Annotated in this window: 16 protein-coding genes; 6 read left to right on the top strand and 10 right to left on the bottom strand. The window is 71.0% G+C overall.

The features are described from left to right. The first annotated feature begins 35 nt into the window (after window positions 1–35). Entirely contained in the window at window positions 36–767 is a 732-nt protein-coding gene (locus ACP7TJ_RS23025) for a helix-turn-helix domain-containing protein (RefSeq protein WP_427765026.1), read from the top strand. A 54-nt stretch (window positions 768–821) separates the two neighbouring features. Here ACP7TJ_RS23025 and ACP7TJ_RS23020 read toward each other — a convergent pair whose 3' ends face one another. Then, window positions 822–1,847, bottom strand: coding sequence for an ATP-dependent 6-phosphofructokinase (locus tag ACP7TJ_RS23020; protein WP_093768185.1), 1,026 nt, complete (start codon window positions 1,845–1,847; stop codon window positions 822–824). A gap of 197 nt (window positions 1,848–2,044) precedes the next feature. Between ACP7TJ_RS23020 and pta the strand changes: the two genes are divergently transcribed. The 3 genes from pta to pyk all read left to right on the top strand — a co-directional run bounded on the left by pta (window position 2,045) and on the right by pyk (window position 6,850). Continuing rightward, on the top strand, window positions 2,045–4,141 hold the full coding sequence (gene pta, locus ACP7TJ_RS23015) for a phosphate acetyltransferase (RefSeq protein ID WP_266548982.1): 2,097 nt from the start codon (window positions 2,045–2,047) through the stop codon (window positions 4,139–4,141). After that, the gene (locus ACP7TJ_RS23010; protein WP_093768183.1) at window positions 4,138–5,349 is read left to right on the top strand and encodes an acetate kinase; all 1,212 of its coding nucleotides are present in this window, start codon (window positions 4,138–4,140) and stop codon (window positions 5,347–5,349) included. The genes pta and ACP7TJ_RS23010 overlap by 4 nt, the downstream gene beginning before the upstream one ends. 73 nt (window positions 5,350–5,422) lie before the next feature. Continuing rightward, entirely contained in the window at window positions 5,423–6,850 is a 1,428-nt protein-coding gene (pyk, locus tag ACP7TJ_RS23005; protein ID WP_093768182.1) for a pyruvate kinase, read from the top strand. Window positions 6,851–7,130: 280 nt separating this feature from the next. Here pyk and ACP7TJ_RS23000 read toward each other — a convergent pair whose 3' ends face one another. The 4 genes from ACP7TJ_RS23000 to ACP7TJ_RS22985 all read right to left on the bottom strand — a co-directional run bounded on the left by ACP7TJ_RS23000 (window position 7,131) and on the right by ACP7TJ_RS22985 (window position 11,390). Beyond that, complete coding sequence (locus tag ACP7TJ_RS23000) at window positions 7,131–8,447, bottom strand: hypothetical protein (protein ID WP_427765021.1); 1,317 nt, start codon at window positions 8,445–8,447, stop codon at window positions 7,131–7,133. Continuing rightward, complete coding sequence (locus ACP7TJ_RS22995; RefSeq protein ID WP_093768180.1) at window positions 8,437–9,006, bottom strand: DUF6114 domain-containing protein; 570 nt, start codon at window positions 9,004–9,006, stop codon at window positions 8,437–8,439. The genes ACP7TJ_RS23000 and ACP7TJ_RS22995 overlap by 11 nt, the downstream gene beginning before the upstream one ends. A 116-nt stretch (window positions 9,007–9,122) precedes the next feature. Further along, the gene (locus tag ACP7TJ_RS22990; RefSeq protein ID WP_427765017.1) at window positions 9,123–9,758 is read right to left on the bottom strand and encodes a DUF6230 family protein; all 636 of its coding nucleotides are present in this window, start codon (window positions 9,756–9,758) and stop codon (window positions 9,123–9,125) included. Between the two features lie 657 nt (window positions 9,759–10,415). Beyond that, on the bottom strand, window positions 10,416–11,390 hold the full coding sequence (locus tag ACP7TJ_RS22985; protein ID WP_093768178.1) for a tetratricopeptide repeat protein: 975 nt from the start codon (window positions 11,388–11,390) through the stop codon (window positions 10,416–10,418). Window positions 11,391–11,628: 238 nt separating this feature from the next. On the opposite strand from ACP7TJ_RS22985, the gene ACP7TJ_RS22980 reads away from it, so the two are divergent. Together ACP7TJ_RS22980 and ACP7TJ_RS22975 are read left to right on the top strand one after the other, a co-directional pair. Then, window positions 11,629–12,249, top strand: coding sequence for a TetR/AcrR family transcriptional regulator (locus tag ACP7TJ_RS22980; protein WP_367425577.1), 621 nt, complete (start codon window positions 11,629–11,631; stop codon window positions 12,247–12,249). A 99-nt stretch (window positions 12,250–12,348) separates the two neighbouring features. Further along, window positions 12,349–13,149, top strand: a complete 801-nt coding sequence (locus tag ACP7TJ_RS22975; RefSeq protein ID WP_427765013.1) for an SAM-dependent methyltransferase — start codon at window positions 12,349–12,351, stop codon at window positions 13,147–13,149. Between the two features lie 76 nt (window positions 13,150–13,225). On the opposite strand, the gene ACP7TJ_RS22970 is transcribed toward ACP7TJ_RS22975, so the two are convergent. The 5 genes from ACP7TJ_RS22970 to ACP7TJ_RS22950 all read right to left on the bottom strand — a co-directional run bounded on the left by ACP7TJ_RS22970 (window position 13,226) and on the right by ACP7TJ_RS22950 (window position 16,599). Then, window positions 13,226–14,926, bottom strand: coding sequence for an acyl-CoA mutase large subunit family protein (locus tag ACP7TJ_RS22970; RefSeq protein WP_093768175.1), 1,701 nt, complete (start codon window positions 14,924–14,926; stop codon window positions 13,226–13,228). Between the two features lie 84 nt (window positions 14,927–15,010). Next, the gene (locus ACP7TJ_RS22965) at window positions 15,011–15,349 is read right to left on the bottom strand and encodes a DUF3817 domain-containing protein (protein ID WP_093768174.1); all 339 of its coding nucleotides are present in this window, start codon (window positions 15,347–15,349) and stop codon (window positions 15,011–15,013) included. 43 nt (window positions 15,350–15,392) lie between these two features. After that, window positions 15,393–15,902, bottom strand: coding sequence for a MarR family winged helix-turn-helix transcriptional regulator (locus ACP7TJ_RS22960; protein WP_189911717.1), 510 nt, complete (start codon window positions 15,900–15,902; stop codon window positions 15,393–15,395). 62 nt (window positions 15,903–15,964) lie between these two features. Continuing rightward, complete coding sequence (locus tag ACP7TJ_RS22955; RefSeq protein WP_006130194.1) at window positions 15,965–16,258, bottom strand: MTH1187 family thiamine-binding protein; 294 nt, start codon at window positions 16,256–16,258, stop codon at window positions 15,965–15,967. Then, entirely contained in the window at window positions 16,255–16,599 is a 345-nt protein-coding gene (locus ACP7TJ_RS22950; RefSeq protein ID WP_093768172.1) for a DUF3817 domain-containing protein, read from the bottom strand. The genes ACP7TJ_RS22955 and ACP7TJ_RS22950 overlap by 4 nt, the downstream gene beginning before the upstream one ends. Between the last annotated feature and the right edge of the window lie 103 nt (window positions 16,600–16,702).

The following is a 16,702-nucleotide window of genomic DNA, read 5'->3' as shown; positions in this document are numbered from 1 at the left end:
ACAGACCGTAGTCACCCCCGGCGGGCGGGCCTAGCTTGTGGGCCGTGCGCCGACCTCCCGCTCGCAGCGACCGCCGTCCGCCCCCGCCGTTCAACGCCCCCGCCGCCCGCCGGCTGCGCGCCGCGCTGGGCCTGGACCCGGACCACGTGGCCCACGCCCTGCGCGCCTCCTACGACCTGCCGTACGTCACGCCGGCCCTCGTCGCCGCGTGGGAGCGCGGCAACGCCTCGCCGTCCCATCCCGAACTCGCCGCCCTCGCCGGTGTGTTGTGGTGTTCCCCCGGCGAACTCATCGGCCGTCCGCGCACCTTGCGCGAGCACCGGGTGGCCTGCGGCCTGGCGCCGGAGGACGTCGCCCGCACCGTCGGGCACGAACTCCACGCCTACCTACGGATGGAGGAGACGGGGCAGTGGCGCGGCACCGAACGCCAGACCGCCGTGCTGACCCGGATGCTCGGCCTGTCCCTGGCCGACGTCATCGCCGTCACCGGCCGCGAGGAGCGCCTCGCGGACCTGCTGCGCGACGCGGTGACCACGCGCTGGCAGGCGTACGTCCGGCCGGTGTCGAAGATCGCCCCGCTGGAACGGCGGCTGCTGGAGGAGGTGCTGCACCGGCTGCACCAGGACTACCAGGGCCACAGGGCCGCCACGCTCAGCTGGGGCGGCGGCCCCACCGACGCGGCCGACCCGGGCCGCGCCTTCCTCACCCACGTCGTCGACCACTTCTGGCAGACGGTCACGGCGGAGGCCGGTCCGGAGCAGGTGTAGCGGGGGCGTCCGTGGGGGTCGGAGAACCGGCCCCCACCGTACGGACGGAGCGGTCTAGAAGACCGACTCCGCCTCGTCCATGCGGTCCCGCGGGACCGTCTTCAGCTCCGTGACCGCCTCCGCGAGCGGGACCATCACGATGTCCGTGCCACGCAGGGCGGTCATCCTGCCGAAGTCGCCCCGGTGGGCGGCCTCCACCGCGTGCCAGCCGAAGCGGGTGGCGAGGACGCGGTCGTACGCCGTGGGCACGCCGCCGCGCTGGACGTGGCCGAGGATGACCGGCTTGGCCTCCTTGCCGAGGCGGCGCTCCAGCTCGTACGCCAGGGCCGTGCCGATGCCCTGGAAGCGCTCGTGACCGAACTTGTCGATCTCGCCCTTGCCGTAGTCCATGGTGCCCTCGGCCGGGTGGGCGCCCTCGGCGACGCAGATCACCGCGAACTTCTTGCCCCGCTCGAAGCGCTCCTCGACCATCTTGACCAGCTGGTCCGGGTCGAAGGGCCGCTCGGGCAGGCAGATGCCGTGGGCGCCGGCCGCCATGCCGGACTCCAGGGCGATCCACCCCGCGTGCCGGCCCATGACCTCGACGACCATGACCCGCTGGTGGGACTCGGCGGTGGTCTTCAGGCGGTCCATCGCCTCGGTGGCGACACCGACGGCGGTGTCGAAGCCGAAGGTGCGGTCCGTGGAGGAGATGTCGTTGTCGATCGTCTTGGGGACGCCGACCACCGGCAGACCCGCGTCGGACAGCATGCGCGCCGCCGTCAGCGTGCCCTCGCCGCCGATCGGGATGAGCGCGTCGATGCCGAACTCGTGGATCATGTCGGAGGCGTTCTCGCAGGCCTCGCGGAGCCGGTCGCGCTCCAGCCGGGAGGAACCCAGGATGGTGCCGCCGCGCGCCAGGATGCCGCTGACCGCGTTGAGGTTCAGCGTGCGGTAGCGGCCGTCCAGCAGGCCGGAGTAGCCGTCCTCGAAGCCGATGACCTCGTCGCCGTAGTTGTCCACCGCCCGGTGCACGACCGACCGGATCACTGCGTTCAGCCCAGGGCAGTCGCCGCCTGCGGTGAGGACTCCTATACGCATCGTGAAGTGTCTCCTGGTCGCTGTCGATACCGGTGAGCCACTGCCGATTGTTCCACGTCCCCCGGAGCACCGCCGACAGCCCGACGCGCGGGCGTCCTAGCCAGCGCCGCAGGTATTGTCAAGAGGGATCCGCTCACCTGTGTGGGCGGTTTCCCAGCCCGTCGCCTTCGCGGCACCCGACGAAACGGAGAGCGCGCGTGACCCGCAGCGTGTACGTGACCGGTATCGACCGCGGCGACGGCCGTCAGGTCGTCGAACTCGGGGTCATGGAGCTGCTGACCCGGCAGGTCGACCGGGTGGGCGTGTTCCGCCCCCTGGTGCACGACGGGCCCGACCGGCTCTTCGAACTGCTGCGCGCCCGCTACCGGCTCTCCCAGGACCCGGGAACCGTCTACGGCATGGACTACGCCGAGGCCTCCACGCTCCAGGCCGAGCGCGGCACCGACGAGCTGGTGTCCACCCTGGTCGACCGGTTCCACCTGGTGGCCCGCGACTACGACGTGGTGCTGGTGCTGGGCACCGACTACGCGGACACGCAGTTCCCGGACGAGCTGTCCCTGAACGCCCGCCTGGCCAACGAGTTCGGCGCCTCGGTCATCCCGGTCGTGGGCGGCCGGAGGCAGACCGCCGCGTCCGTGCGCGCGGAGACCCGCAACGCCTACCGCGCCTACGACACCCTCGGCTGCGACGTGCTGGCGATGGTGGTCAACCGGGTCGCGCGCGAGGACCGGGACGAGATCGCCGAGCGGCTCGCCACCCGGCTGCCCGTGCCCTGCTACGTGCTGCCCGACGAGCCCGCGCTGTCCGCGCCGACGGTGTCCCAGATCGCCCACACCCTCGGCGCGAAGGTGGTGCTCGGCGACGACTCCGGGCTCGCGCGGGACGCCCTGGACTTCGTCTTCGGCGGCGCCATGCTGCCGAACCTGCTCGCCGCCCTGACCCCGGGCTGCCTGGTGATCACCCCCGGCGACCGGGCCGACCTGGTGATCGGCTCGCTGGCCGCGCACAGCGCCGGCACCCCGCCGATAGCCGGGGTGCTGCTGACCCTGGACGAGGTGCCGGGCGAGCGTATCCTCACCCTCGCCGACCGGCTCGCGCCCGGCACGCCGGTGCTGTCGGTGCCGAGCAACAGCTTCCCCACCGCCGAGCAGCTCTTCTCCCTGGAGGGCAAGCTGAACGCGGCCACCCCGCGCAAGGCGGAGCGGGCGCTCGGCCTGTTCGAGCGGTACGCCGACACCGCCGAGCTCACCCGCCAGGTGTCCGCGCCCAGCAGCGACCGGGTCACCCCGATGATGTTCGAGCACAAGCTGCTCGAACAGGCCCGCTCCGACCTGCGCCGGGTGGTGCTCCCGGAGGGCACCGAGGAGCGGGTGCTGCACGCGGCGGAGGTGCTGCTGCGCCGGGGCGTGTGCGAGCTGACCCTCCTCGGCGACGTCGACCAGATCCGCAAGAAGGCCGCCGACCTGGGCGTCGACCTCGGCGACACCCAGCTGATCGACCCGGCCGTCTCCGAGCTGCGCGACCCCTTCGCGGAGAAGTACGCGGCGCTGCGCGCCCACCGGGGCGTCACCGTGGAGCTGGCCTACGACGTGGTGTCCGACGTGAACTACTTCGGCACGCTGATGGTCGAGGAGGGCCTCGCCGACGGCATGGTGTCCGGCTCGGTGCACTCCACGGCGGCGACCATCCGCCCGGCCTTCGAGATCATCAAGACCCGGCCGGACGCGGACATCGTCTCGTCGGTGTTCTTCATGTGCCTGGCCGACAAGGTGCTGGTGTACGGCGACTGCGCGGTCAACCCGGACCCGGACGCCGAGCAGCTCGCCGACATCGCGGTGCAGTCGGCGGTCACGGCGGCGCGGTTCGGGGTGGAGCCGCGGATCGCGATGCTGTCGTACTCGACCGGCACCTCCGGCTCCGGCGCCGACGTGGACAAGGTGCGCCGGGCGACCGAGCTGGTCCGGGAGCGCCGGCCCGACCTGCGCATCGAGGGGCCGATCCAGTACGACGCGGCCGTGGAGCCGTCGGTCGCGGCGACCAAGCTGCCGGACTCCGAGGTGGCGGGCCAGGCGACCGTGCTGATCTTCCCCGACCTGAACACCGGCAACAACACCTACAAGGCCGTGCAGCGCTCGGCCGGCGCGATCGCCGTCGGCCCGGTCCTCCAGGGCCTGCGCAAGCCGGTCAACGACCTGTCCCGGGGCGCCCTGGTGCAGGACATCGTCAACACCGTCGCGATCACCGCCATCCAGGCGCAGTCCCCGGCCCCGAGCGAGAAGGCAGCCGCCCAGTGATCCCGTCCCGTGTCCTCGTCCTCAACTCCGGTTCCTCGTCGGTGAAGTACCAGCTGCTGGACATGAGCGACAGCAGCCGGCTGGCGTCCGGTCTCGTGGAGCGGATCGGCGAGCGCACCTCCCTGGTGCGCCACACCCCGCTGGCGTCCGGCGGGGAGACCCGCGAGCGGACCGGGCCGGTCGCCGACCACGACGCCGCGCTGAAGGCGATGGCCGAGGAGCTGGCCGCCGACGGCCTCGGGCTGGACTCCCCCGAGCTGCTCGCCATCGGCCACCGGGTGGTGCACGGCGGCAAGCACTTCACCGAGCCGACGGTGATCGACGAGCGGGTGCTCGCCGAGATCGAGCGGCTGATCCCGGTGGCGCCGCTGCACAACCCGGCCAACCTCACCGGCATCCGCACGGCGACGGCGCTGCGCCCGGACCTGCCGCAGGTCGCCGTCTTCGACACCGCGTTCCACACCACGATGCCGGAGTCGGCGGCGCGCTACGCGATCGACGTGGAGACCGCCGACGCGCACCGGGTCCGCCGCTACGGCTTCCACGGCACCTCGCACGCGTACGTCTCCCGGGCCACGGCGCGGCTGCTGGGGAAGGCGCCCGAGGAGGTGAACGTGATCGTGCTGCACCTGGGCAACGGGGCGTCCGCCTCGGCCGTGCGGGCGGGCCGCTGCGTGGACACCTCCATGGGGCTCACCCCCTTGGAGGGGCTCGTGATGGGTACGCGGTCCGGTGACATGGACCCGGCCGTCATCTTCCATTTGATGCGCGTCGGCGGAATGTCCGCCGACGAGGTCGACGCCCTTCTGAACAAGAGGAGCGGGCTGGTCGGACTGTGCGGGGACAACGACATGCGGGAGATCCGGCGCCGTATCTCCGAGGGCGACGAACGGGCGAAGCTCGCCTTCGACATCTACATTCACCGTCTGAGGAAGTACATCGGCGCCTATTACGCCGTTCTCGGACGGGTGGACGCGGTGGCCTTCACCGCCGGGGTCGGCGAGAACTCCGCCGAGGTGCGTGAGGCCGCCGTGGCGGGCCTGGAAGGGCTGGGCCTCGCGGTGGACGCCGGGCGCAACGCCGTCCGCGGCGGCGGGGCGCGGCTGATCTCGCCCGAGGGGGCACGGGTCGCGGTCGCGGTGGTACCCACGGACGAGGAAATGGAGATCGCACAGCAGACATACGCCCTGGTCGGAAAGGACAACTGAGCACCGGGAACCTCATATGTACATTCCGCCAGACGGAATATTCCGGAGCGAAACAAACCGATAGGATCGCCCCATGCGCCGTTCGAAAATCGTCTGTACTCTCGGCCCCGCGGTCGACTCCCATGAGCAGCTCGTCGCTCTGATCGAAGCCGGCATGAACGTGGCCCGCTTCAACTTCAGCCACGGCTCGCACGCCGAGCACCAGGGCCGGTACGACCGGGTCCGGGCCGCCGCCAAGGAGACGGGCAGGGCCGTCGGCGTCCTCGCCGACCTCCAAGGCCCCAAGATCCGTCTGGAGACCTTCGCCGAGGGCCCCGTCGAGCTGGTGCGCGGTGACGAGTTCACCATCACCACCGAGGACGTCCCCGGTGACAAGACGATCTGCGGGACCACCTACAAGGGCCTCCCGGGCGACGTCTCCCGCGGCGACCAGATCCTCATCAACGACGGCAACGTCGAGCTGAAGGTGCTGGACGTCGAGGGCACGCGGGTCAAGACGATCGTCATCGAGGGCGGCGTCATCTCCGACCACAAGGGCATCAACCTGCCCGGCACGGCGGTGAACGTGCCCGCGCTGTCCGAGAAGGACGTCGAGGACCTGCGGTTCGCCCTGCGGATGGGCTGCGACCTGGTCGCCCTGTCCTTCGTCCGGGACGCCAAGGACGTCGCCGACGTCCACCGCGTGATGGACGAGGAGGGCCGCCGCGTCCCCGTCATCGCCAAGGTGGAGAAGCCGCAGGCGGTGGAGAACATGGAGGACGTCGTGATGGCGTTCGACGGCGTGATGGTCGCGCGTGGCGACCTGGCCGTCGAGTACCCGCTCGAGAAGGTCCCCATGGTGCAGAAGCGCCTGATCGAGCTGTGCCGGCGCAACGCCAAGCCGGTGATCGTGGCGACCCAGATGATGGAGTCGATGATCACCAACTCCCGTCCGACGCGCGCCGAGGCCTCCGACGTGGCCAACGCAATCCTGGACGGCGCGGACGCGGTCATGCTGTCCGCCGAGTCCAGCGTGGGCGCGTACCCGATCGAGACCGTGCGGACGATGTCGAAGATCGTCCAGGCGGCCGAGCAGGAGCTGCTGTCCAAGGGCCTGCAGCCGCTGGTGCCGGGCAAGAAGCCCCGCACCCAGGGCGGTTCGGTGGCCCGCGCGGCCTGCGAGATCGCCGACTTCCTCGGCGGCAGGGGCCTGGTGGCCTTCACCCAGTCCGGCGACACCGCCCGCCGGCTGTGCCGTTACCGCGTCGCGCAGCCGATCCTGGCGTTCACCACGGACGAGTCGACCCGCAACCAGCTCACGCTGAGCTGGGGCGTGGAGCCGCACGTGGTGCCGTTCGTCAGCAGCACCGACGAGATGGTCGCGCTGGTGGACCAGGAGCTGGTCCGCCTGAGCCGCTTCAACGAGGGCGACATCGTGGTCATCACCGCCGGCTCCCCGCCCGGCGTCCCCGGCACCACCAACATGGTCCGCGTCCACCACCTGGGCGAGGCGACCGCCTGACCCGGCACCCCGGAGACACCCGAGGGCGCCCCCTGCCTCCCGCAGGGGGCGCCCTCCTCCGGGATCAGAGCCCGGCTGCCGCCTCCAGGAGGCCGTGGGCCAGTGCGTCGAAGTTCTCCCGGTAGAAGCCCGTGCGGATGGGAAGGCGCCAGCCTGGCCACCAGGGCGTCGCCGTCCCGCGCGAGCGTCAACCGCGTCCGCAAAGCTGCCTCCTCAGCGTTGTGCCCCGCAGGGCGACCCTGCGGGGCACGATCTCCGGCTCCCCGGAGAGGCCGACCTGTCAGTCGGTGACGTACTGGTGGAGTCCCGGTACGTGCAGGGTGCCGCCGAACTGGCCGGCCTGCTGGACCGTGACCTTGGTGAAGTAGATCAGCGGGATGTTCAGCGGCGGCGGGTTCTCCGGGTCGAACGTCACCGGGATCAGGCCCAGCAGGTTGCCGGAGATGCTCTCGGTGTACATGACGGTGTCGCCGTCGCGGATGGTCGACGTGGACCCCTTGGCGGCCTGGACGTGGTACGTCTTGCCGGTCTGCGGGTCCTTGACCGTCTGGTGCAGGTCGCCGATGTCGGTGCCGTCGGAGATCACGTACTTCAGCACCTTCTTCTTGGTGCCGTTGGCGGTCCGCACCTCGACGATGCCCTTGTAGTCGGCGCCCTTCAGCAGCAGCGAGCTGGCGTTCAGGAACCACGGGTCGTCGGGCAGCGGAACGTTGTTGTCGACCCCGCCCTCGGCATCGGTGGCGACCGGGCAGTCCTCCAGGTCGATCCCGGACGACTCGGAAGGGCTGGGCGAGGCGGTGGCCTCGGGCTCCTGCGTCTCCTCCTCCACGGCCTCCTCGGCCTGCTCCGTGGCGTCCTGCACCGCGTCGCCGGTCTGCTCGAGGACGTCCCCGGCGGCCTTCTCCGCGGGCTTCTGCGGGGCCTCCTCGGCCTTCTCGTCCGTCTCCTCGGCGGGGGCGGACGACGACGCGGAGGCGGACGGGCTCGGACTCGGGGTCTCCTCCGCCTTCTCGCCGGGCGTGAAGACGTCCTCGATGGCGTCCCCGATCTGCTCCAGCAGGTTCTTGTCGGTCTCCGACGGGGAGGGGGCGGGCTCGGTGTCCGCCGCCTGTCCGCCCGCGGTCGCGGAGGGCGTCGACGTCGGCTCGGCCTCGTCGTCGGAACCTGAATCCGGCGAAGAGTCCGATCCCTTGTCCGCGTCCTCGTCCGCGTCCGGGGCCTCCTGGGCGGGGGCCGAGCCGGTCGGGTCCGCCGAGGGCTCCTCGGCGTCCTCGGAGGCGCTCTCACTCGCGGTGGCGGACGGCGTGGGCGACGCGCTCGCGTCCCCCTCCTCCGCCTTCTCGATGGCCTCCAGGCACTCCTTGAACTCGTCGGCCGTGAGATTCCTCGACGACGGCTGGTCGTCGGCCTGGGCGAGCGTCGGGGTGAAGCCCATCCCCATCAGGACCGCGGTCGGCATCGCCGCGATGGCTATCGCCTTCCCGGCAGGCATGTGGAACCTGGTGAACAGCGGCTTCTTGGGCGCCGCGTGACGCGGCCCGGTTCTCGCACGGGACGCCTCCACATCAGCCCCGTGGGTCACCTCGTCAGCCGGCACTGTGCCTCCCGTTCGCCCCGTTCGCCGGGCTCGTTCCTGACAGATCGTTCGGCTCACCCGTCGCCGCGGCGCCCTCTGCGGGGCCGGAGACCGTGGGTTCGGGGAGGGCGCCCTCGGGTGCGCCGCCGTGCACGCCCGCGTCCGCCGGCAGCTCCTGCTCGGGCGGCTCGCCCGGTACCCAGGACACGGCCATCGCCCCGCCCACGAGGGCGAAGAGGAAGCCGATGAGGAACCCGCCGAGGTTGGACACGGGGATGGACACCAACGCCAGCAGAATCGCCGCGACACCCGCGAAGACGCGGATGTGCTTCTGGAACCAGAGGCTGACGCCGAGGACGACGAGCAGCACGCCGATGATCAGGGACCCGGCGCCCGCGGTGGTCGCCATCGCCAGGGTCAGGTGACCGATCTGCAGGTTCGCGTACGGGAAGTAGGCGATGGGGAGTCCGCCGATGATGATGAACAGGCCGGCCCAGAAGGGCCGCTGGCCACGCCAGGCGCGGAACTGCAGCCGTCGGCGAGTGAACTGGCCGGAGGCGGCAGGAGTCTCGGCGCTCATGAGAAACAGCTCCCTGGATGGCGTTGCTGTGGTGGTGATGTGCGCCGCGCGTGAAAGCGCGGCGGGAAGGTGGACGGGCGGGGGCGCCATCGGCTCCCCCGCCCGTCAGCGAGTGCTTAGTAGCACTCCTTGACGCCCGTCGAGAGCGACATCTTCAGGCCGCTGAGCTTGAAGGTTCCGGCGGTGGTCGCCCACGCCGTCTGCTTCACGTCCTTCAGCACGGCCCTCTCGGCCTGCTGCGCGAACCCGAAGGGGTTGGCCTGCTCGCCGCCGCCCTTCATGCCCGGACCCTTCTTGGCGTCCTTGGCGGCCACACCGATGTCGATGTTCGTGAACGTCGCATCGGCGTTCAGTTCGGCGACGTCGATGTACAGGTTCTTGGCCTCGACCGGCTGAGCGCCGTCACCGGCGCGCAGGATCAGGCTGACGTTCCCGAGCACCGGAATGTTCGGGGTCACGACCGACTGGCACAGGCTCTTGATGGTCGCGGACTTGAACGCCGAGACCGCGACGGGGTGAGCCGTCTTCTTGCCGTCGAGGGTGTACCCCTCGTCCAGAGCGCCGTACTGCGAGAAGCCCTCGCCGACGAGCTCCTTCGTGGTGACCTTGAACGACTGGCCGGAAACGCTGAACGACGCCGCGAGGGCGCCCTGCGCGAGAGCGACACCTATGCACGCCGTGGCGGCAACGCTGGGCACCATGACCACAGCGAACCGCTTCCATCTGGTCCCGCCACGCACCTGGGACTCCATATTTCCTCCTTCTCGGACGTACATCTCCTGTCCTGGCTCGCCGCCTTGACCGGCGGCCGAGTCGGGCAGGGATGGGAGAAGTGCTACGTCCTCGGGAAGGGGAGCGCCCGCGTTCGGCGGCGCGACGAACGCGCCCGAATCACCGGCGATCACCCCCGAGCGACAACCACTGGTCGCGCCTGACACGCATCACGCACAACCCTGCTGGACAGGCTTCACCGGACGGGCGAAGACCCCCCTGTCCAAGGAGCGCCGTCACTGCCGGCGCTCCTGCTCGGTGGGGACCCAGGAGTTCCCGCGGCCCGACCGGCTGTCGGGGGTACGGGTAATGGACCGAGCGTCGCCGATCGTGGTGCATTCTCGCCGCCCGCACAAGGGGGTTCGTTACTGGCTAGTAACGGCCGGATAACCACGGCGCGACCCGCCGGACCCGACCGGCGACGCTGGGTGCACCGAAGGGGGTGTACAAAACAGTTGATCGGTGGACAGAATCCGACAGATCAACGCCTGCGACTTACTCGCAGTAACAGCGGCCGCGATTACCAAGATTTGGTAAAGCGCGGCCGCTTCGGCCTCTGCCGGCCAGTCGGCACCTCGGGCCCCGTCCGCCGCCATAACAGGCGAAGGCGGCAGAACGGGCGCCCGGGTGCGGTTCGTTCAGAACAGGGCGCGGGCCAGGGCCCGGCGCGCGGTCACCACGCCGGGGTGGTCGGCGCCGACCACGTCGAACAGCTCCAGCAGCCGCACGCGTACGGTCTCGCGGTCGTCGCCCGCCGTGCGGGCCACGGTGTCGACCAGCCGGCCGAAGGCGTCGTCGACATGACCGCCCGCCAGGTCCAGGTCGGCGGCGGCGATCTGCGCCTGCACGTCGCCCGGCTTCTCGGCGGCGTCCTTGCGCACCTGCTGCGGGTCCATGTCCCGTACGCGGCGCAGCAGTTCGGCCTGGGCGAGACCCAACGTGGCCTCGGGGTGGGCCGGGTCCTCGGCGAGCACGTTCTTGTACGCCTGCACCGCGCCGTCCAGGTCGTCGGCGTCCAGCGCGCGGGCGGCGGCCTCGAGGAGGGAGTCGTGGGGGCCGGCCGGGGCCTCGTCGACGGCCGGGGCGCCGCCCGGCTCGGCCTCCGGGTCGACGGTCAGACCGGTCAGGCCGAAGCGCTGCTCGGCGACCTGCACGAGCTGGTCCAGGGTCTGGCGGATCTGCGCCTCGCCCGCGGCGCCCTGGAAGAGCGGCAGGGCCTGTCCGGCCACCACCGCGAAGACGGCGGGGATGCCCTGGATGCCGAACTGCTGCATCAGCATCTGGTTGGCGTCGACGTCGATCTTGGCGAGGAGGAAGCGGCCGTTGTACTCGACGGCGAGCCGCTCGAGGACGGGGCTCAGCTGCTTGCAGGGCTCGCACCACTCGGCCCAGAAGTCGATGACGACCGGGACCTCGGTGGAGCGCTGCAGGACGTCGCGTTCAAAACCGGCCTCGTCGACGTCGATGACGAGATCGGCGGGCGAGACGGCGCCGGCGCCGCCCCTCCGGGCGGCTTCGGCGCGCGCCTGCTCCGCCTTCGCCTTGGCCTCCTGGGCCGCCTTCACCGCGGCGAGGTCGACGACTCCGCTCATGGACATGTTCCGTGGCTGCATGCGTCTATCCTCCCCCGTACCGCGTGTGAGTGTGAAAGGCGCCCAGGAAAACCCAGGCGTACGTGTGGTGCTGATGCGCCGGGTCCCCACCCGGCGCGGTGGTCGTCGCTCGGGCACGTCATCACGCCCACGTGCTTTCGCTACGAGTCGTAGCGTAATGGCAAGGGGCGGGCGCGCGGCACCGCTTGCCGGTGATCTCCCTCACCACCGCACGGAATCCGCCGGTTATGGTCGTGCCATGCAGCGCCGCTATCCAGCCAGTCGCACCGGGCGTCCCCGCAGCGCCGCGGCCGACACCGCGATCCTCGCCGCGACCCGGCAGGCGCTGGTGGACCTGGGGTGGTCCAAGCTCACGCTCTCGGACGTCGCGGTGCGCGCCGGGGTGGCCAAGACGACGCTGTACCGCCGCTGGGCGGGCAAGAACGAACTGGTCGTGGACGCCGTCGCCGAGCTCTTCGACGAGCTGACGCTGCCCGACCGGGGTTCGCTGGCCGCCGACATCGAGGGCGTGGTGCTCCAGTTCGCCGCGATCCTGGCCCGCCCGGAGGCCCGCAGTGGACTGATGGCGGTGGTCGCCGAGGCCACTCGCGACGAGGCGCTGCGCGAGCGGATCCGCGCCTCGATCGTCGACCGGCAGAAGCGGCTGGTGATCGCGGGCCGCGCCCGCGCCCAGGAGCGCGGCGAGCTGCCGCCCGAGTCCGACGCGGCACGCTCGGCCCGCGCGGTCGACCTGATCTTCGACATGGTGGCGGGTTCGGTGGTGCACCGGACCCTAGTCAGCAACCAGCCGGCCGACGAGGAGTGGGTGCACGGGCTGACCCGGGTGCTGCTGTCGGGGCTGGCGGCGGGCGCGCGCTGACCGATACTCGCCTGTCACCTCACGGTCACCCACTGCGATGATCGTGACCGCTCCGATCGCTTCGGAACGCACGGGACGCGAGCACCAGGGGGAACTGGCATGACCGGCGCCGCACGCATCGACACGTCCACGCCGCACCCGGCCCGGGTCTACGACTGGTTCCTCGGCGGCAAGGACAACTACCCCGTCGACGAGGAACTGGGCCGCCGGATCATGAGCCTGGACGGCACCGCCCGGCACGTGGCCCGCACCAACCGCTGGTTCATGCAGCGCGTCACCCGCTGGCTGGCCGGCCCCGGGGGCGTACGGCAGTTCCTGGACATCGGCACGGGCATACCGACCGAGCCGAACCTCCACCAGGTCGCGCAGGGCATCGCGCCGGAGTCGCGGGTGGTCTACACCGACAACGACCCCATCGTGCTGAAGCACGCCGAGGCGCTGCTCCGCAGCACGCCCGAGGGCGCCACCGACTACGTGCAGGCGGACGTGCGCGAGCCCGGCCGGATCCTGAAGGAGGCCCGGCAGACCCTGGATCTCACGCGTCCGGTGGCGCTGTCCCTGGTGGCGCTGACGCACTTCCTCGGCGAGGAGGACGATCCGCACACCCTGGTGGCCGGTCTCGTCGACGCCCTGCCGTCCGGCAGCTGCCTGGTGCTGTCGCAGCTCACCGCGGACTTCGACCCCGAGGCCGTGGCCCGCGGGGTGGAGATGTACCGGGCGGGCGGCGTCACCCTGGCGCCCCGTTCCCGCGCGGAGATCGCCCGTTTCTTCGAGGGTCTTGAGCCGGTCGAGCCGGGGCTGGTCCAGCTGACCGACTGGCACCCGGAACTCTCGGTCGGGGAGAGCACCGACGAGCGCGCGGTCATCTCCCTGTACGGGGCGGTCGCCCGCAAGCCGTGAACGCACCGCGCCCCGGCAGGCGCGGATCCTGCCGGGGCGGTGTGGTCGTGCGGGGCGGGGCCGGTCCCCGGGTGCGTCAGAAGCCGGCGGGCTCGGTGTAGACGCCCCACTCGTCGCGCAGGGCGTCGCAGATCTCGCCCAGCGTCGCCTCCGCGCGGACGGCGTCGAGCATCGGCTCGATCATGTTGGCGCCGGAGCGGGCCGCCTCCACCATCGCGTCCAGCGCGCCGCGCACCTTCGCGTCGTCGCGGGCGCTCTTGCGCTCGCCGAGCAGCCGGACCTGCTCGCGCTCCACCTCGTGGCTGACCCGGAGGATCTCCAGGTCGCCGGTGACGGAGCCGGTGTGGACGTTGACGCCGACGACCTTCTTGTCGCCCTTCTCCAGCGCCTGCTGGTAGCGGAACGCCGACTCGGCGATCTCGCCGGTGAACCAGCCGTCCTCGATGCCGCGCAGGATGCCGGAGGTGATCGGCCCGATGGGGTGCTTGCCGTCGGGGTGGGCCCTCAGGCCCCGCTCCTTGATCTGCTCGAAGATCTTCTCGGCGTCCGCCTCGATGCGGTCGGTGAGCTGCTCGACGTACCAGGAACCGCCCAGCGGGTCGGCGACGTTGGCGACGCCGGTCTCCTCCATCAGCACCTGCTGGGTGCGCAGGGCGATCTCGGCGGCCTGCTCGCTGGGCAGCGCGAGGGTCTCGTCGAGGGCGTTGGTGTGCAGCGAGTTGGTCCCGCCGAGCACCGCGGCGAGCGCCTCGACGGCCGTGCGGACGACGTTGTTGTACGGCTGCTGCGCGGTGAGCGAGACGCCGGCGGTCTGGGTGTGGAACCGCAGCCACTGCGCCTTCTCGCTCTGCGCGCCGTAGACGTCCCGCATCCAGCGCGCCCAGATGCGGCGCGCGGCACGGAACTTGGCGATCTCCTCGAAGAAGTCGACGTGCGCGTCGAAGAAGAAGGACAGTCCGGGCGCGAAGACGTCCACGTCCAGGCCGCGGCTGAGCCCCAGCTCGACGTACCCGAAGCCGTCGGCGAGGGTGTACGCCAGCTCCTGCGCGGCCGTCGAGCCGGCCTCGCGGATGTGGTAGCCGGAGACGGACAGCGGCTTGTACGCGGGGATGCGCGCGCTGGTGTACTCCATCAGGTCGCCGATGAGGCGCAGATGGGGCTCCGGCTGGAAGAGCCACTCCTTCTGGGCGATGTACTCCTTGAAGATGTCCGTCTGCAGCGTGCCGTTGAGCACGCCCGGGTCGACGCCCTGGCGCTCGGCGGCGACGAGGTACATGCAGAAGACGGGCACGGCGGGCCCGCTGATGGTCATCGAGGTGGTGACGTCACCGAGGGGGATGTCCTTGAACAGGACCTCCATGTCGGCCGCCGAGTCGATGGCCACCCCGCAGTGCCCGACCTCGCCCAGCGAGCGCGGGTCGTCGGAGTCGCGGCCCATGAGCGTCGGCATGTCGAAGGCGACGGAGAGGCCGCCTCCGCCGTTGCCGAGGATCATCTTGTACCGCTCGTTGGTCTGCTCGGCGTTCCCGAACCCGGCGAACTGCCGGATGGTCCAGGTCCGCCCCCGGTAGCCGGTCGGGTACAGCCCGCGGGTGAACGGGTACTCCCCCGGCCAGCCGATCCGCTCGAACCCGTCGTAGCGGTCCCCGGGCCGCGGGCCGTACACCGGCTCCACGGGGTCTCCGGAGAGCGTGGTGAAGTCTGCGTCGCGCTTGCGCGCGGCGTCGTACCGGGCCTGCCAGCGACGGCGGCCCTCCTCGATGGCGTCAGCGTCCATACCTACGAATTTACTAGGACGTCCAAGTAAATGTCGATGGGAGACCGCCGTACGCTCGTCCGTACGGCGGTGCGACGCGGGGCGTCAGGCCTTGGCGACCTCGGGAGCGCCGTCCTCGACGGAGGCCTCCAGCTCGCGGCTGATCCTGCGCTCGACGAAGAAGGCGGCGGTGGGGACGGTGCCGGCGAGCAGCACCCAGAGCTGCTTCTTCACCGGCCACTTCGCCTTGGAGCCGAGGTCGAAGGCGAAGATCAGGTACAGGACGTAGAGCCAGCCGTGCGCGATGCTGACCACCTGCGTGAAGTCCTCGGCGGCGTCCACGTCGAGCGCGTACTTGCCGATCATGCCGATGGTCAGCGCGACGAGGAGGACACCGGTGACGTAGGCCATGACCCGGTAGCGGGTCAGCACGCTCTTCTTCATGCGATCGAGCGTAACGGCACGTTCCGGGCGATCTTCGGCGGGGTCACCCCTCCTCGAAGTCACCCGCCGCCACGCGCAGAGGCCGGAGGATGGCGAAGAGTTCCGCGCACTCCTCCGCGTCGTAGGCGCTCAGGCCGAAGTCCATCGCCATCAGGTCGCGGGTGGCCGCCTCGACGACCTCGCGGCCCTTGTCGGTGATGGACGCCAGCGTGCCGCGGCCGTCGTTGGGGTTGGGGCGCTTGGACACCAGCCCGGACCGCACCAGCCGGTCCACGGTGTTGGTCACCGACGTCGGATGCACCATCAGCCGCTCGCCGATCTTCGACATCGGCAGCTCGCCGGACTTGGAGAAGGTCAGCAGGACCAGCGCCTCGTACCGTGCGAACGTGAGCTCGTAGGGCTTGACCACCGCGTCGACCTCGGCCAGCAGGATCTGGTGGGCCCGCATGACCGAGGTGATCGCGGCCATCGCCGGCACGTTTCCCCAGCGCTGCTTCCAGAGCTCGTCGGCACGGGCGATGGGATCGAACGAGAGACTGAGCGGTTTGGGCACGGACCAGACCCTACCGGCGGGTCAGATGCCGGTCAGCCCTGTCTCGCCCTTCGGTCCGCCCGTCAGCCGGCCAGGTGCCGCTCGACGGTCTCCACCTTCGACGTCAGCCCGTCCTCCACGCCCGGGCGGATGTCCGCCTTGAGCACGAGCGAGACCCGCGGCGCGCGGGCCTCCACGGCGGCCACGGCGCGCTTCACCACGTCCATGACCTCGTCCCACTCCCCCTCGACCGACGTGAACATCGCGTCGGTGCGGTTCGGCAGACCGGACTCGCGGACCACCCGCACGGCGTCGGCGACGTACTCCCCCACGTCCTCGCCGACGCCCAGCGGCGTCACGGAAAAGGCGACGATCACGCGTTCACGACCCCTTCCTTGCGGGCGCGGGAGGCGATCACCGCGTCCTCGGCCTCACGCTTGAGCCGCCGCTCGGCGAAGAAGCCGCCGGTGGGCAGCACCGACATCACGAAGTAGTAGGCGGCGGTGCCCAGCGACCACTTCGCACGGTTCCAGGCGTCGGCCCAGAAGAGCACGTAGAGGACGAAGAGGAAGCCGTGGACCGCACCCATGACCGGCACGGCGTTGAAGTCGGTGGTCCGCTTCAGGACCGAGCAGACGAGCAGCAGCAGGAACGAGATCGCTTCGGGGCCCGAGACCAGGCGGAGGCGTCGGAGTGCGGAGGCGGTCTTGATGTCCACGGGTCACCTTCGGAAGGGAGAGACGTCGGCGTCGACGGTGCGGTCGGCTTGTGAACGCGCGCACAAGCGTAGCCATTGTGGCAAACCCCGTGGGTGATCACCG

It is taken from the genome of Streptomyces sp. DSM 41931, assembly GCF_050271085.1.
GTDB classification, from domain to species: Bacteria; Actinomycetota; Actinomycetes; order Streptomycetales; family Streptomycetaceae; genus Streptomyces; species Streptomyces albogriseolus.
The sequence above is the reverse complement of the archived record's forward strand: the minus strand, read 5'-3'. Positions and strand labels throughout refer to the sequence as shown.

Coding starts and splice junctions, on each gene's coding strand:
- ACP7TJ_RS23020 (WP_093768185.1), bottom strand. CDS start 1,847: ATGCGTATAGGAGTCCTCACCGCAGGCGGCGACTGCCCTGGGCTGAAC.
- pyk (WP_093768182.1), top strand. CDS start 5,423: ATGCGCCGTTCGAAAATCGTCTGTACTCTCGGCCCCGCGGTCGACTCC.
- ACP7TJ_RS22995 (WP_093768180.1), bottom strand. CDS start 9,006: ATGAGCGCCGAGACTCCTGCCGCCTCCGGCCAGTTCACTCGCCGACGG.
- ACP7TJ_RS22990 (WP_427765017.1), bottom strand. CDS start 9,758: ATGGAGTCCCAGGTGCGTGGCGGGACCAGATGGAAGCGGTTCGCTGTG.
- ACP7TJ_RS22985 (WP_093768178.1), bottom strand. CDS start 11,390: ATGCAGCCACGGAACATGTCCATGAGCGGAGTCGTCGACCTCGCCGCG.
- ACP7TJ_RS22980 (WP_367425577.1), top strand. CDS start 11,629: ATGCAGCGCCGCTATCCAGCCAGTCGCACCGGGCGTCCCCGCAGCGCC.
- ACP7TJ_RS22975 (WP_427765013.1), top strand. CDS start 12,349: ATGACCGGCGCCGCACGCATCGACACGTCCACGCCGCACCCGGCCCGG.
- ACP7TJ_RS22970 (WP_093768175.1), bottom strand. CDS start 14,926: ATGGACGCTGACGCCATCGAGGAGGGCCGCCGTCGCTGGCAGGCCCGG.
- ACP7TJ_RS22965 (WP_093768174.1), bottom strand. CDS start 15,349: ATGAAGAAGAGCGTGCTGACCCGCTACCGGGTCATGGCCTACGTCACC.